Source organism: Arthrobacter sp. JDC6, assembly GCF_056484025.1.
In genome coordinates this window covers 271744-287380 of sequence record NZ_CM151278.1, presented here as the reverse complement: position 1 = coordinate 287380, position 15637 = coordinate 271744, and the positions used below count along the sequence as shown (strand labels likewise).

Sequence of the window (15637 nt, the reverse complement as noted above, 5' to 3'; positions counted from 1 at the left end):
ATTACTGTCCTTCCTATGACATACGCCACACCAACCCTGGACGCCGTCGAGAGCACCACAACGGACGCAGCGTCCTCCCTGTTCATCAACGGCGCGTGGGAGCCGGCGGCATCCGGCGCCGTGCGCCAGATCCGCAACCCGGCAGACGGCGAGCTGGTGGCCACGGTCTCCGAGGCCGGCCGGGAAGACGCCGAACGCGCCATTGCCGCGGCCCGCGCCGCCTTCGACTCCGGCGCCTGGTCCTCCGTCCCGGCACCAGAGCGCGGGTCCTTCCTCCTCAAGGTCGCTGCCGGGCTGCGGGAACGGCGGGAAGAGTTCGCCCGGGCCGAGTCCCTTGACACCGGAAAGCGCATGGTCGAGAGCCGCATCGACATGGACGACATCGCCGCCTGCTTTGAGTACTTTGGCAGGCTCGCAGGGCAGCAGGCCGGCCGGGTGGTGGACGCCGGGGACCCCGGCGTCGTGAGCAGGATCGTCTACGAACCCGTTGGCGTCTGCGGCCTGATCACACCATGGAACTACCCCCTGCTCCAGGCGGCGTGGAAGATCGCCCCCGCGCTGGCCGCCGGCTGCACCTTCGTCCTTAAGCCGTCCGAGCTGACCCCTTCCACCAGCATCATGGCCATGCAGCTGTTGAAGGACCTTGGCCTGCCCGCCGGCGTGGCCAACCTGGTCACCGGACCCGGCGCCGAGGCGGGCGCACCGCTCTCGGAACACCCCGCCGTCGACCTCGTTTCCTTCACCGGCGGCCTGGAAACCGGCAAGCGGATCGCCGCCGCCGCCGCAGCCACCGTCAAGAAGGTGGCGCTGGAGCTGGGCGGCAAGAACCCCAACGTGGTCTTTGCCGACGCGGACTTCGACGCCGCCGTGGACAACGCCCTCAACGGTGCCTTCGTCCACTCCGGGCAGGTCTGCTCGGCAGGCGCCCGGCTGCTGGTGGAGGAATCCATCGCCGAACGCTTCGTGGACGAGCTGGTCCGCCGCGCCCAGGGCATCCGGCTCGGCGGCCCCTTTGACGATGCCGCCGAGACGGGCCCGCTGATCTCCGCCGCCCACCGGGACAAGGTGCACGCGTACGTCCAGCGCGGAATCCAGGAGGGCGCGCGGCTCCGCACCGGCGGCGCGGCACCTTCCGGGGAGAAGTACGACGGCGGGTTCTACTACCAGCCGACCATCCTGGACCAGGTGCAGCGCGGCATGTCCGTGGTCACCGACGAGGCGTTCGGCCCCGTGGTGACAGTGGAAACCTTCCGCACCGAGGACGAAGCCGTGGCCACCGCCAACGACACCATCTACGGCCTGGCCGGCGCCGTCTGGACCCAGGACGCCGGCAAGGCGCAGCGCGTGGCGTCACGGCTGCGGCACGGCACCATCTGGATCAACGACTACCACCCCTACCTCCCCCAGGCCGAGTGGGGCGGCTTCGGCCAGTCCGGCGTCGGCCGCGAGCTGGGCCCCACGGGCCTGGCGGAGTACCAGGAAGCCAAGCACATCTACCAGAACACAAGCCCGCAGGTCACCGGCTGGTTCGCTGACCACGGCAAGGAGAACTAGATGCACTTCGACAACATCGAGGACCTCAGCGAGCGCTCGTTCGATTACATCGTCATCGGCGGCGGATCCGCCGGCGCCGCCGTCGCCGCACGCCTGAGCGAGGACCCGGACGTGACCGTGGCCCTCGTGGAGGCCGGCCCGGACGACCGCAACATCCCCGAGATCCTGCAGCTGGACCGCTGGATGGAGCTGCTGGAATCCGGCTACGACTGGGACTACCCGGTGGAACCGCAGGAAAACGGCAACTCCTTCATGCGCCACGCCCGTGCCAAGGTGATGGGCGGCTGTTCCAGCCACAACTCGTGCATCGCCTTCTGGGCGCCACGGGAGGACCTGGACGAGTGGGAGTCCAAGTACGGCGCCGCCGGCTGGAATGCCGACGCGGCCTGGCCGCTGTACAAGCGGCTGGAAACCAACGAGGACGCCGGCCCGGACGCACCCCACCACGGGGACTCCGGCCCCGTGCACCTGATGAACGTGCCCCCGGCGGATCCTGCCGGCGTCGCTCTTCTGGACGCCTGCGAGCAGGCGGGAATTCCCCGCGCCAAGTTCAACACCGGCACCACCGTGGTCAACGGCGCCAACTTCTTCCAGATCAACCGCCGGGCGGACGGCACGCGCGCCTCCAGTTCCGTCTCCTACATCCACCCCATCATCGACCGGCCCAACTTCACCCTGCTGACCGGCCTCCGCGCCCGCCAGCTGGTGTTCGATGCGGCCAAGCGCTGCACCGGTGTGGACGTGGTGGACTCGGCCTTCGGCCGCACCCACCGGCTCTCCGCACACCGCGAGGTGGTCCTGTCCACCGGCGCCATCGACTCCCCCAAACTGCTCATGCTCTCCGGCATCGGACCGGCAGCGCACCTTGAACAGCACGGCATCGACGTCCTGGTGGACTCCCCCGGCGTGGGCGAGCACCTGCAGGACCACCCCGAGGGCGTGGTCCAGTTCGAGGCAAAACAGCCCATGGTGCAGACCTCAACGCAGTGGTGGGAGATCGGAATCTTCACCCCCACCGAGGACGGCCTGGACCGCCCCGACCTGATGATGCACTACGGTTCCGTCCCGTTCGACATGAACACGCTGCGGCACGGCTACCCCACCACGGAGAACGGCTTCAGCCTCACCCCCAACGTTACGCACGCCCGCTCCCGCGGCACCGTCCGGCTGCGCAGCCGCGACTTCCGCGACAAGCCGATGGTGGACCCCCGCTACTTCACGGACCCCGACGGCCACGACATGCGCGTCATGGTGGCCGGCATCCGCAAGGCCCGTGAAATCGCCAGCCAGCCCGCCATGGCGGAATGGACCGGCCGGGAACTGTCGCCCGGCATCGAGGCGCAGACGGATGAAGAGCTGCAGGACTACATCCGCAAGACCCACAACACCGTCTACCACCCGGTGGGCACCGTCCGCATGGGCCCGGCCGACGACGACATGTCGCCGCTGGATCCCGGGCTGCGGGTCAAGGGCGTCACCGGCCTCCGCGTCGCCGATGCGTCCGTCATGCCCGAACACGTCACCGTCAACCCCAACATCACCGTCATGATGATCGGCGAGCGCTGTGCCGATCTGATCCGCGCGGACCGCACGGTCGAAGACGCCATGGAAGAAAAGGAGCTCACCACATCCCTCGCCTGAGCGGCAGGTCTTAGGGGGCCGCACTTCCCCAACAGCGGCGGCCCCCACCCTCGTTATTCCGCCGCACCCCAGGGCGGCCGGTCCCATCGTGCTTTTCTGATCTAGGAGTCCATATTGGAACCCAGCAAGAGTATTGATTCAAGCGGCATGGATGAATTCGGCTACACCCAGACCCTTGACCGGAGCATCGGCAAGTTTGCCAGCTTCGCCGCAGGTGTCAGCTATATCTCCATCCTCACCGGTGTTTTCCAACTGTTCTACTTTGGTTTTTCCATGGCCGGCCCGGCGTACGCCTGGTCCTGGCCCATCGTGTTCGTCGGCCAGCTGATGGTGGCCCTGTGTTTTGCCGAACTGGCCGGCCGCTACCCGGTTGCGGGTTCGGTCTACAACTGGGCCAAGCGCCTGGCGTCCGGGACCTCGTCCTGGCTGGCCGGCTGGCTGCTGCTGTTGTCCTCCATCATGGCGCTGGGCTCCGTGGCCCTGGCCCTGCAGATAACCCTGCCCCAGCTCTGGTCTGGCTTCCAGTTCGTTGGTGACGGCACCGGCCCCTACGACTTCGCCATGAACGGCGTGGTGCTGGCCACCATCATGATCACCATCTCCACCCTCATCAACGCGTTCGGCGTGAAGCTGATGACCAGGATCAACAGCATCGGTGTCTTCGTGGAGCTGATCGCGGCCGTGCTGCTGATCCTCGCGCTGGGCTGGCATGTGGTGCGCGGCCCAGAGGTCTTCTTCCAGACCAACGGCTTCGGCGAAGGCCACGACCTGGGCTTCTTCGGCGTCTTCCTGATCGGCGCCATGGCCTCCGGCTACGTCATGTACGGCTTCGACACTGCCAGTTCGCTGGGCGAGGAAACCAAGGATCCCAAGAAGACCGCTCCCAAGGCCATCCTGCGCGCCGTTACGGCATCGTTCCTGCTGGGCGGGGGAATCCTGCTCTTCGGCATCCTGGCCGCGCCGGACCTCGGCGACCCCCAGGTGGGGGCGGCCGACGGCGGGCTGCAGCACATCGTGCTCTCCGTCCTGGGCGGCCCGTTCGGCAAGGCCTTCTTGGCCTGCATCGTGGTGGCCGTGGTGGTCTGCACCCTGGCCGTCCACGCCGCCGCCATCCGCATGATGTTCGCCATGGCCCGCGACAACAACCTGCCCTTCAGCCGGCAGCTCAGCAAGGTGGATCCGGTCCGCCGGACCCCCACTGTCGCCGCCATCGTCATCGGAATCATGGCCGTCATCCCGCTGCTGGTCAACGTGATGCAGCCGGCCATCTTCACCATCCTGTCCAGCATCAGCATCGTGCTGATCTACCTGTCCTACCTCCTGGTCACGGTTCCCCTGCTGCGCAAGCGGTTCCTGAGGAAATGGCCGCTGGCTGATGACGTTTCCGAGCCCGGGTTCTGCATGGGCAAGTGGGGCGTTCCCGTGAACATCCTGGCCGTCCTGTGGGGCGCTGCCATGACGGTGAACCTGGTGTGGCCCCGCCCGGAAATCTACAACTCGGTGCCCCCGTTCGAGTGGTACCTGCAGTGGGGCGGCGTGATGTTCGTGGCCGCCGTCATCATTGGCGGGACCCTCCTCTACCGCCTGAAGATCCGCCACCAGACAGGGGTACTGGCCGAGCACGCCGCAGCCGTGGCTGCCCACCCGTCGTCGAGCGCCACACGCGCCGCTTCCGGGGAGCACCACCTGGTGGACGTGCAGGTGCCATAGGGCTGCTGCTGCAGCAGGGTCCGCTGCAGCAGCGCATACAAAGGAAGGGGCCGACGGCGGCACTCACGTGAGTGCCGTCGTCGGCCTTTTCTGCGCCTCCGGCCACCGCCATGTTGAGGCCGGTCGTCACACAAGGAAGCGGCCTCCTGATCCGGAGCGGCAACGCCCTACCCTTGATAGGTGACTTTGACTAAGATTCGTACCGCCGCCGCGGGCTCCCTCGCCGCCGCCGGTCTCCTGTTGACCCTCGCCGGCTGTTCCACCCCGGCCGCCACCCAGCCAAGCGCCTCTGCGCCCGCTTCCCCAGCTTCTGCCAGCGCCGCGTCCACCACAGCCGGCCCCTGCGCCGGGGTTAAGGTCATCGTCGATTCCGGCGCCCTGAAGCAGGCCGCTGCGGACACCTCCACCTGCGTGTCCGTGGACGGACCCACCGTGGCGTCCAAGGTGCTCGACGAGGCAAAAGTCAAGACCGAGGGCACCACCCAGTACCCCAACGAAATCGTGTGCCGCGTGAACGGCGTGCCCGCCGCCGACTTCGACATCAAGCACAAGGACGGCACCTACCGCGAAGAGTGCAAGGGCATGCCCGCCGCTTTCGCCTACTGGGGTCTCTGGGTCAAGCCCGCCTCCGGTGAATGGGCCTACGCACAGGAAGGCCTCGCCACCTTGAAGGTGAGCCCCGGTGAGAGCCTGGAACTGCTCTTCACGGTCGACGGCGAGCCGGCCGCGCCCGCGGCATGACCTTCCGGCCCGCGCCGTTGCGCGCAGCGGCAGTCCTCGCCGCTGTGTTCATCGCGGCGCGGGTCATTTACCGCGTCCTTTTCAATGGGGCGGGCACCGGCAGCCCGGTCCTGCTCGACCTGCCGCCGCTGCGGCTTCCCGCCCCGTATGCCCATGTAGTCTTCCTCGGTCCGGTCACCGCGCCGGGCCTCTGGCAGGCGGCGCTGTCCGCCCTGCCCATCGCCGCAACCATCCTCGGCTTCGGCCTGCTCAACGCGTGGGTTGATGTGTCCCGCGGCTTCGTGCGGCTGGCCCGCGGCGGCCCGCTGCAGGGCGTGGCCCGGATGCTGGTGGTGGCATGGGCGGCCCTCCCCGCTCTGTCCGACGCCGTGGCCTCCGTGCGCCTGGCGTTCCGGCTCCGGGGCGAACGCTTCGGCCCCCGCGCCCTGGTCCCCATACTGGAGCGCACCCTGGAGCACGCCGGGCGGGTTGCCGCAGCCCTGGAACTGCGCGGTTTCGGGAGCCGGGCAGCGCACCAGCCAGGGCTCGACGGCGGCCCGCCGCTTATCGTCCGGAACGCACAGTTCCGGATTGGGGACACCTGCGTAACGGTTGACGGGTTCGCGCCGATGCCCGGCTCCGTCATTGTGATCACCGGGCCCACGGGCTCCGGAAAATCCACCATCCTGCGGGGCATCGCCGGCCTGCTCTCCCACGTTGACGGCGGAGCGGTTTCCGGCACCGTTCTCGCCGGCGGACTGGACCGCGCCGCCACACCGCCGCGGGACACCGCCCGCCTCATCGGCACCGTCCTCCAGAATCCCCGGGCGGCCTTCGCCACCACCCGGGTCCGGGATGAAATCGCCCTGGCCCTTGAGCTGCGCGGCGTGCCGACCGCCGCCGCGCAGGCGCGGGTGCTGGAGGTGGCCGGGCGGATCGGAATCCCGGCACTGCTGGACCGGAATGTCAGCACCCTCTCGGCCGGTGAGGCGACGCTGGTGGCCATCGCCGCCGCCGTCGTGGACCATCCAAAGCTTCTCCTGGCGGACGAGCCCCTGGCGGATCTTGATACGGCAGCCCGCGCACGCGTCATCGCAGTGCTCAACGCACTCGCCGGCGACGGCGTCTGCGTCATCGTGGCGGAGCACCGGGCGTCAGCACTCGCCCCCGTCGCCGATGCATGGTGGACCATTGACGGCGGCGCGCTGGTGCAGGGTTCTGCGCCGCCCGCGGCGCCGGTGCCTTCCGGTGACAGTCCGGCGCGGGAGGTGGCCGGCTCCGCGCCGGTGCTGACGGCGGCCCACCTCGCCGTGCACCACAAAGGTACGCCGCTGGTGCGCGACGCGTCCCTGGCCCTCCACCCCGGTGAAGTGGTGGCACTGGTGGGGCCGAACGGAGCCGGCAAGTCCTCCCTCCTGGTGGCGCTGACCCTGGGTGAGGGAGCTGCTGACAAAGGAGTGCTCGACGGCGGCCGGGTGGCCCTGGTGCCGGACGCCTCGGACGACCTCTTCACCAGGGACACCGTGTCCGGAGAGCTCCGTGCGGCCGAGCGGCGCCTGGCCCGTGGGAAGAAGGATGCCCGTGGGAAGAAGGGCGGGCAGCCCGTCCCCGGCTTTGCGGCGGCACGCCTGGCCCGGCTGCGGGGAGGCGTGCAGATCGCCATTGGCCACGAGCATCCCCGGGACCTCTCTGCCGGTGAGCGCAGGATCCTCGCCATCGCGCTGCAGACCATGGACAGCCCGCAGGTCCTCCTGATCGATGAGCCCACGCGCGGCCTGGATCCCGCGGCGCGGACGGCTGTCTCGGCGGCTTTGCGGGCGGCGGCGGATGACGGCGCCGCAGTCCTGATTGCCACCCACGACCTTGAGTTTGCCCGCGGCCTGGGCGCCCGGATCCTGCCGATGCGGGACGGCGTGGCGCCGTCAGCCAAAGCAGCCATCAGCCCTGAACCGCTTGTCCTCCCATCGCGGCCGGCAGCAACGAGGCCACAGCCAGCGACCCTCAACGAGCAGGCTGGCCCACGGGACGCTGCAAAGCCCCGGCGCCCCCGGATGCCGCGGGTGCTCGAGCTGGCAGTCCTCGCGGCTGCAAACCTGCTGGCCTTGGCGGCCTTCTGCTGGCCGCTGCTCGCCGCCGCCGTGCCGCAGGATGCCACCGCTGCCCTCCCCTACGCTGCGCTGGCCATCGCACCACTGGCGGCCGTCGCCGTCGTGGTGTCCCTGGACGGGTCCGTCCGCTCGGCACACACGGTGGCACTGCTGGGCGTGCTGGCGGCCGTCGGTTCCGCTGTCCGGGTGGCGAGCACCGGCGTCGGCGGCGTGGAGGCGGTCTTCATCCTGCTGATCCTGGCGGGCCGGGCGTTCGGTCCACGGTTTGGCCTGCTCCTCGGCGCCGCCACCATCGCAGTCTCCAGTGTGCTGTGGGGTGGCGTTGGGCCGTGGACGCCGTTCCAGGTCTTCGCCTGCGCCTGGGTGGGCGCCGGTGCCGGGCTGCTCCCCCGCCGGGTGCGCGGCAGGGCAGAGCTGTGGATGCTGGCCGGGTACGGCGTGGTGGCGTCGTACCTGTTCGGGCTGCTGACCAACCTGTGGTTCTGGCCCTTCGCCGTGGGTGCCGGCACCGGCATCTCCTACGTGTCCGGCGCGCCGCTGGCCACCAACCTCAGCAGCTTCCTGCTCTACTCGCTGTTGACGTCGACGGCGGGCTGGGACACCCTGCGCGCCGTCACCACGGTGATCGGGATCGCCGTGGTGGGCCGCGCCATTCTCGCCTCGCTGCGGCGCGTGAAGCCGGTCTCCGGCGAGGGTGGGCAGGCCGCGCGGCCCCAGCCCACCCACGTCGTGGACCCGCTACAACTCAGGGCCTGAGGACCCGCCGAAAGATGGTTGCGTTGGCATGAGCTGTGGATGAATCATGCATCCTTGCGCATGGTTATCTTCAAAATCTCGCGCTTTTGTTGCAGCTCCTGTGACCCTGATCTCATCACTACAAGCTCTTCGATCATGAGAGGCATGAAGAGCTGTCCCATGCCAGTGACTGCACAGGCCATCCGGCACCAGCCCTAGGCCCTGAGCCCTAAGCCCCGGATCAGGTTCCTATTCCCAGGTGGGCTCCGCCTGCCACATCGAGGGATACGCCCGTGATGTAGCGGTTGTCCGGGTCGGCAAGGAAAAGGATGGCGCGGGCGACTTCCTCTGGTTCGGCGAAGCGGCGCATTGGAAGCTGGGCGGCGCGCTTGGCGCGGTTTGCGGCTGCATCAGGGCCAGAGTCTTTGGCGAATTGTGCCCACATAGGAGTGTTTACCGGGCCGGGCGCGATGGCGTTGACCGAGATGCCGTTGGGGCCGAGCAGCTCGGCGAAGGACCACATGATGTGGAGTACTGCGAGTTTGCTTGCGTTGTAGGGCAAGTAGTTGAGGCGGGCTTCTTTGGCTGCAACGGAGGAGAGGATCACGATGGCGCCGGCAGTGCCGGTCCCAATCATTGATTGTGCGGTTTCGCGGACCATGGTGAAGGTTCCGGAACCGTTGATCCGCATGATGGAGTCGAATTCTTCGGTCGTTGTTTTCATGATGTCCGGCGTGGCACCCAGGACTCCAGCTGCGTGGACGAGAGCGTCGATGCGCCCGTGCGTGGTTGTGACATCACGGACGACTGTGGCGCATTGTTCTTCGGAGGTGATGTCCAGCGGGAAGAAGCCGGCGAGTTCCTGGCCATCCTTCGGGCCGCGGTCGGCACCTATGACGAGTGCCCCTTCGGCTGTGAGTGCCTCGACGACTGCATTACCGATTCCGCCGCTTGATCCGGTCACCAGAACGACTTGGTCTTTGAGGCTCATCTGATTTCTCCGCTTATCTGTTGCTGCCCTGCGGCTGGCTGGTGGGCTGCTCGTTTCATCTTTCCAGCTCCTTACTTGAGGTTTCATGGGGGGTGAGCCGTCACTCCGGGCGCGGACCAGGGTGGTGCACCTGCCCGCGCTGCCTAGCTGTTGCCGCTAACGGCGTGGCTTGCCCATTGCCGGCCTTCTTGTTCTTGTGTGGGCAGTCCGGAGGCGGCGAGGACCTGGTCAAGCAGCCGCTGGGTATGGACGGCTTCGCGACCGGAGGTCAGTGGCTGTTCCCTGTCGGCCACCCGGTCCAGGAAGTGGTGGACGGCGGCGGAGAATCCGAGTGTGTCGGTCGCCGTTGCCCAGCCATACGCCTCAGAGCTGAGCTCCCGTGAGGTTGTGACTCCCTTGACGGTGGTCGAGACGGTCTCCGGCGCCCTGACTTCCACGGTCTTGCCATCGCCGTAGGCGTCGAGTTTCTCATTCCAGGCACCTGCTGTCCGGGCAGCCATCAGCACTCCAGTGTTGCCGGTGCTGAAGCGGATCATGGCTGCGACGCCGTCTTCTTCCCAGAGGTCGTCACCGGCTGCGTGTGCGGCAACGTCCACGGGATCGCCGCCGCAGTACCAGCGGAGCAGGTCAACCATGTGAATGGCGTTCTCGAACGTTGCACGGTATTCGGATCCGGGGCGGTTCTTCTGCGCGACGCAGAAGGTAGCGCCTTTTGCGCCGAACAGCTCACGGCCGGCGGCATAGACGGGTGCGTAGCGGCGGTTGAAATCCACCATGAGGATGCGGCCGCGCTCGTCGGCCAGGTCCGCCAAACGTTCTGCTTCCTCGGTTGCCGGGGCAAGAGGTTTTTCGCAGAACACATCGACGTCGTTGTTGAGGCACAACTGGACCGCGTGCGCGTGTTCGGATCGGGGTGTGAGGACGAAGACGGCATCCAGGTCCTGCGCGTCCAGCATGTCCTCCACTGACCGGTAGGCGGCGCCGAATCCCCAGCGCCGAACCAGGTTGCCCGGGTCCTCGCGGCGGGATACCAGGGCTGCCAGCTCCACATCATCGCGCTGGACGAGTGTGGGTAGTTGGGCGATGGTGGCGATATTGCCTGCGCCGATGACGCCGACGCGGAGGCGCTGCCCGGTCATCGGGCGTTCTCCATTTCAGCCAGATCAGTGAGCATTCCGCGCAGTGCGGTCACGGATTCCCGGAATCCGTCCTCAGGGGTGGGGAGGTCTTGCGGGTGCCAGCGGTACTCATACTCGATACTCAGCAGGTCATCGTAGCCGTGGCGCAGCAGCGCAGCGAGGATCTGGGGCCAGGGAAGAACACCGGTACCGATGACCCTTGATCGGACGGCGCGCTCGGACGCGTCGACGCGGGCTGTTTCCGTGGCACGGAAAGCTGCGTTCGGATCGGTGAACACGAGGTCCTTCACGTGCACGTGACCGATCAGGTCGCCCTGGACGGCAAAGGCTTCCTCGAACGTCTCGTCATGGGTGAAGGTGAGGTTGGCCTGGTCGTAAAGAACACGAACGGCCGGGTGGGCAACCTCCCGTACGAGCGCAGCGGTTTCTGCCGCGGTCTGGGTCATGGTGCCGAAGTGGTTCTCCACACACAGCCGCACGCCGGCCTGTTCAGCCTCGGGTGCCAGGGTCTGCAGGGCCTCCCGCAGTTTCGCCCATCGCCGGTCACGATCGGTGTCACCGGGATGCCACGCTCCCGCGTATACACGCACCCGGTCGGCGCCAAGCAGGTGGGCGGTCTCAATTGCGCCGCGGAATTCGTCAACTCCCCCGCGCCACTGACTCTCGTCAAGGGAGTTGATGGCCGTGGTGTAGGGCGTGAGGCCAAGGATCGGAAGGCCCTCGCCGTCTGCCGCCGTCAGTGCCTCCATGGCGGCGCGGCGGTCCCCCAGCGGCAACCCTGAGGTATAGCCGTTTTGGTAGATGACTTCCGCGGCATCAAGCCCTGCGTCCCGGAAGAGCTTTAGCGCTTGGGGGACCGTATGGTGCGGAGTGCCTAGTGTGTGACCTGCAAACCTCATTGTTGATTGTCCTTCCTGGAAGTGTGTTGTGTTGCCGTCCAGTCCGCTGGACCGACGAGCCTGGGTGGGGACGCGACCCGGGATCGGTCGACGATCTCCATCAGCAGGCCCCAAGGGGTGATGAAGTAGGTCCAGCGGTTGCCGGCCACGCGCGGGCTGTCGCCGGCGACTTCTTTGCGCTCCCCGAGCACGCGGACTCCCGGGGTTTCCTGCAGTACGGCGATCGCTTCGTCAACGTCGTCCACGACAAAGCACAGGTGGTGTCCGCCCGCGTCGCAATGCCGTGGCGGGGTCTCGCGCCGCTCGGCGCTGCTCCATTCGAACAGCTCAATGTTCAGATTCGGGGGCAGGCGAAGCATGGCGAGCGTGAGTTTCGCATCGGCCGGGACGTCGAAGTTTGTGGGCATGAATTCTTCGTCAGGCCCACGTTCGGAGCGGTACAGTTCCTCGGCCCCGAGCACGTCGACGAAGAACCGGACGCCCTCCTCGAGGTTGGGAACGGTCAGGCCGATGTGGTCCGCATGCTGGAGCCCCGGCAAACGCCGCAGTGAGCCTGCTGTGGCATCGTACCTTTGCGCGGTCATTTGCGCGGTCCTGCGGTGGAGGCACGGACAAGAAGCTCAGGTTCGAGCACGATGTGGTCCACGGAACCGTCCGCGTTCTGCTTCTCGGCCAGTTCGATGGCGAGGTGTCCCATGTCGGAGATAGGCTGCCGGATGGTGGTCAGGGCCGGGTTGAACCGGGCCCCCAAAGCCAGGCCGTCGAAACCGATGACCGACACGTCCTCCGGTACACGCACGCCGCTTCTACCGAGGGCCGAGATGACCGCAAAGGCCACCATGTCATTCGCGGCGATGATGGCCGTCGGCGGATTCTCCATCTCGAGGAAATGCTCTGCCCCACGCGTACCCGCATCCAGATCCGACCCGCTGTCCAGCACAACAGGTGCACTGCCGCTCTCGGCGGACAGCTCCAGATACGCGTCCATCCGGTCCTGGGCGGTGTGCGTACCGGCGATGCCGGAAACATAGCCAATGGAAGTGTGCCCCAGTGAGTGCAGGTGGTCCAGCGCAAGCATAATTCCGCGGCGGCTGTCGACGGTGACAGTTGGAACCGTATCATCGCCTTCCACCCGGTCGATCACCACCACCTTGTGGCCGAAATCGAAGCGCTTCAACGCCTCGGTATCGACCTTCGTGGAGGGCGCGACGATACCAAAGGGGGCATACATGGCCTGCATGGCGACGAAGTATCCCTCAGTTTTAGCGGGGTCCCCATTGGTGACGCAGAGCAGCAGCTGGTAGCCGCGCTCATCCGCCGCCTGCGTCATCGTCTTGGCCAGTTCTGCAAAGAACGGGTTGGTGATGTCAGGGACGATCAGCGGGATGAAGGTGCTGGTCTTTCGGCGGAGTGCCTGGGCGAGTGGACTCATTGTGTAGCCAAGGCCTTCGGCAACCCGGAGGATGTGCTCGCGGGTTTCGCTCTTCACCGCTTCCGGCCGGGAGAATGCCCGGGAAACCGTTGAGCGGTGGACACCGGCCGCCTTCGCGACAACGTCAATACTTAGGTCAGCCATCTTCTTTTCCTCCGCGCTGGTCGTCATACGCCTGCCAGATCGGGCGCATCACATCTTCGAGCTGGGCCAATGTTGGCAGCCCCTTGAATCCATCTTCCAGTGTCTGGGCGACACGGCGCACGAACGGATCATAGAGAGGGTCACTGTCCACGTCGATCACGGCAGACTCCGTTGTCCCGTCCAACGCGGTGAACGTGGCAGAACCATCCGAGTTGACGGAGGCGAATCCTGCCCCGCCCGCCGACGTGTAGCTGCAGTACCGCTTCAACGGCGAACCCGGGAAGGCGTACCCCACCTCCACAATGGCTTCACACCCGCTCGGGGTGGTGATGATGAGACTGGCATGGTCCTCAACAGCCCCGCCATGCAGCGCCGCCGACAGCCGCGACTCGACACTCGCCGCTGACTCGTCACAGGCCTGCAGGAACAGGTCCACGAAATGCGGTCCCAGGTTTGCCAGGCACCCTCCCCCGGCGGTGGAAGGGTCCAGCATCCAAGGGTTGCCGTTAGCCAGGTAACGCGAAGGCGGACCGGCAATAAAGGAGATCCTCTGGTACGTAGGCCGGCCAGCCTTGGCCAGCCAACGGTCCGTCGGACCACCCCGCTGGACCAGCGGGACGGTGACCGGGACGCCGGCTGCCTCAGCCGCCTTGCGCACCTGCGAAAGTTCCGTCAAGGACGTTCCCAGCGGCTTCTCCACCACAATCGGAATGCCACGCTCGATCAGGTCAAGACACTTTTCGGCCATTCCATCGTGCGGGCCGAAAACATAGGCGAGCCCCACCTCGGGCAGATCGAGCAGGCTCCGCCAGTCCGCCTCAACGGGAGCGGCCCAAGTCTTTGCCAGTCCCTGAACGAGTGACACGTCCTCATCACTGATGCCGACGACCTGGTGTTCTTCGCCGATTGCCCGGGCATACAACGGAACGTGCCAGTGTGAAGCACCAAGAATGATCGTGCGTGTTTTGCTCACCCTCACAGCTCCTTTGCTAAGTATGGGTCTTGCTGTCCACTCAACATGAGATCGGTTGCTGAGATCGGTTGCAATAACAGTATGGATGGTGGGAAAGTTTGTCAACGACACTTCAACAGTGGCCCAGGCAACAAGGATCGTCCGAAGCCTCGGCCCCAAGAAAGGCCACCATGTACAAGAAACTCCGCACCTTGCAGACCATCGACGAATCAGGCGCCGTCCTCATCGTCCGCCTCGAGAACGCCGACGTCGCAGAACGAGTTGCCGAAGCTGCCATCGCCGGAGGCTTCCGCGCCCTTGAAATCACACTTTCGATCCCAGGCGCCGTCGAGGTAATCCGCCGCCTCGCCGCCAAACATGCTGCCAATGGAGTCGCGATCGGCGCCGGAACGGTGCTGGACGAGCACGCAGCCTATGAGTGCATCCGGGCCGGGGCTGAATTCCTGGTCAGTCCCCAGCTCAACCCGGCGATGATCCGGACAGCAAACCGGTACCAGGTGCCCACCGTTAGCGGAGCCTACACGCCGACCGAGCTTGTTAACTCCGCCGAGGCAGGCGCTGACATCCTCAAGCTCTTCCCCACCGAAGCCGGCGGTATCCCCTACGCAAAATCCGTTCTCGCACCGCTCGCCCACCTGCCGATCATGCCGGCCGGCGGCGTCACCCTGGAGAACGTAGGCGAATGGTTCGCCGCGGGCGTAGCCGGCGTCGGCGTCGGCAGTTACGTCACCAAAGCATGGCAGCCCGACGGCGACTTCGACCGCGTCACCAAAGCCGCCAAGGAGTTCCTGTCAGCAGTGGCAGAGGCCCGCCGATGACGACCCCTAGCGTCTTTGTCGTGATCGGACCGGCCGGCTCGGGGAAAACAACGGTCGCACAGAAAACAGCAAGAGAAAACAACGCGGCCTACCTGGACAAGGACCGGGTATGCGGACGCTTTGTCGAGTTCGCACTGAAGGCAACCGGACACGACCCCACCGACCGGGAGTCCAACGAGTACTACCGCGACAACCTGCTTCCCCTCGAGTACGAGACCCTCATGGACGTGGCCGGGGCTAACCTGCGCCTGGGCCGGTCCGTCGTGCTCGACGCCCCCTTCGGGGCCTACTTCGAAGACCCGGATTTTCTGACCAACGCGGCAAAGAAATTCGATTGGCCACCTTCCCAAACCACGGTGGTACGGGTGAGGGTCCCGCAGGACCTTCTACGCGAACGGCTCACCCTCCGCGGCCTGGAACGGGACCAATGGAAGCTCACCCACTGGAATGAGTATTGGCCTGTCTACGGAGACCTGGAATGCGCCTGGTCCGGCGTGCAGTACCTGGACTTCAACAACGAGACACCCCTTCCGGCAGAGGGGTAATGGCCCCACCGCTGCACCCACTGCCGCAAAGCGGTTGCCCCTCCTAGAGGGGCGACACCAGAATCTGCGACGAGGCTCACAAAAAACGTTGACAAGTCTGTTCTGTCGTCCGTAATCTGATTGCAACCGATCTCAGCAACCGATCTCAGCAACCGATCTTATTGGTTTTGCTGATCCGCCAAGGCGGTAACGGCAGCTGCAGCCGGAGCATTGACCGCCCCGGCTCAA

General features: G+C 66.4%; 13 protein-coding genes. 7 read left to right on the top strand and 6 right to left on the bottom strand.

What is annotated here, in order from left to right; all coding sequences use genetic code 11:
• Positions 1 to 15: 15 nt before the first annotated feature.
• The 5 genes from ACV095_RS01300 to ACV095_RS01280 all read left to right on the top strand — a co-directional run bounded on the left by ACV095_RS01300 (position 16) and on the right by ACV095_RS01280 (position 8489).
• On the top strand, positions 16 to 1554 hold the full coding sequence (locus ACV095_RS01300; RefSeq protein ID WP_478222741.1) for an aldehyde dehydrogenase family protein: 1539 nt from the start codon (positions 16 to 18) through the stop codon (positions 1552 to 1554).
• A complete protein-coding gene (locus ACV095_RS01295; RefSeq protein WP_478222740.1) occupies positions 1555 to 3195 on the top strand; it encodes a GMC family oxidoreductase in 1641 nt (546 codons plus the stop codon).
• 147 nt (positions 3196 to 3342) lie between these two features.
• The gene (locus ACV095_RS01290; protein ID WP_018769944.1) at positions 3343 to 4905 is read left to right on the top strand and encodes an APC family permease; all 1563 of its coding nucleotides are present in this window, start codon (positions 3343 to 3345) and stop codon (positions 4903 to 4905) included.
• Between the two features lie 180 nt (positions 4906 to 5085).
• On the top strand, positions 5086 to 5646 hold the full coding sequence (locus ACV095_RS01285) for a hypothetical protein (RefSeq protein WP_051081384.1): 561 nt from the start codon (positions 5086 to 5088) through the stop codon (positions 5644 to 5646).
• Positions 5643 to 8489, top strand: a complete 2847-nt coding sequence (locus tag ACV095_RS01280; protein WP_478222739.1) for an ATP-binding cassette domain-containing protein — start codon at positions 5643 to 5645, stop codon at positions 8487 to 8489. The genes ACV095_RS01285 and ACV095_RS01280 overlap by 4 nt, the downstream gene beginning before the upstream one ends.
• A 220-nt stretch (positions 8490 to 8709) precedes the next feature.
• Here the strand turns inward: ACV095_RS01280 and ACV095_RS01275 are convergent, their stop codons facing one another.
• From ACV095_RS01275 to ACV095_RS01250, 6 genes are all read right to left on the bottom strand, one after another.
• Complete coding sequence (locus ACV095_RS01275) at positions 8710 to 9432, bottom strand: SDR family NAD(P)-dependent oxidoreductase (RefSeq protein WP_478222738.1); 723 nt, start codon at positions 9430 to 9432, stop codon at positions 8710 to 8712.
• A gap of 170 nt (positions 9433 to 9602) precedes the next feature.
• On the bottom strand, positions 9603 to 10598 hold the full coding sequence (locus tag ACV095_RS01270) for a Gfo/Idh/MocA family protein (protein ID WP_478222737.1): 996 nt from the start codon (positions 10596 to 10598) through the stop codon (positions 9603 to 9605).
• The gene (locus ACV095_RS01265) at positions 10595 to 11497 is read right to left on the bottom strand and encodes a sugar phosphate isomerase/epimerase family protein (protein ID WP_056391970.1); all 903 of its coding nucleotides are present in this window, start codon (positions 11495 to 11497) and stop codon (positions 10595 to 10597) included. Before ACV095_RS01265 ends, ACV095_RS01270 begins: the two co-directional genes overlap by 4 nt.
• A complete protein-coding gene (locus ACV095_RS01260; protein WP_134164992.1) occupies positions 11494 to 12081 on the bottom strand; it encodes a VOC family protein in 588 nt (195 codons plus the stop codon). The genes ACV095_RS01265 and ACV095_RS01260 overlap by 4 nt, the downstream gene beginning before the upstream one ends.
• Positions 12078 to 13073: a LacI family DNA-binding transcriptional regulator gene (locus ACV095_RS01255; RefSeq protein WP_134164991.1), complete on the bottom strand. Its 996-nt coding sequence runs from the start codon at positions 13071 to 13073 to the stop codon at positions 12078 to 12080. Before ACV095_RS01255 ends, ACV095_RS01260 begins: the two co-directional genes overlap by 4 nt.
• The gene (locus ACV095_RS01250) at positions 13066 to 14046 is read right to left on the bottom strand and encodes a Gfo/Idh/MocA family protein (protein WP_018769935.1); all 981 of its coding nucleotides are present in this window, start codon (positions 14044 to 14046) and stop codon (positions 13066 to 13068) included. Before ACV095_RS01250 ends, ACV095_RS01255 begins: the two co-directional genes overlap by 8 nt.
• A 170-nt stretch (positions 14047 to 14216) precedes the next feature.
• On the opposite strand from ACV095_RS01250, the gene ACV095_RS01245 reads away from it, so the two are divergent.
• Positions 14217 to 14864 carry a bifunctional 4-hydroxy-2-oxoglutarate aldolase/2-dehydro-3-deoxy-phosphogluconate aldolase gene (locus ACV095_RS01245; protein WP_223992936.1) on the top strand — a complete coding sequence of 216 codons (648 nt, stop codon included), beginning with the start codon at positions 14217 to 14219 and terminating at the stop codon, positions 14862 to 14864.
• Positions 14861 to 15409, top strand: a complete 549-nt coding sequence (locus ACV095_RS01240; protein ID WP_478222736.1) for a P-loop nucleotide/nucleoside kinase family protein — start codon at positions 14861 to 14863, stop codon at positions 15407 to 15409. Before ACV095_RS01245 ends, ACV095_RS01240 begins: the two co-directional genes overlap by 4 nt.
• Positions 15410 to 15637: the final 228 nt, after the last annotated feature.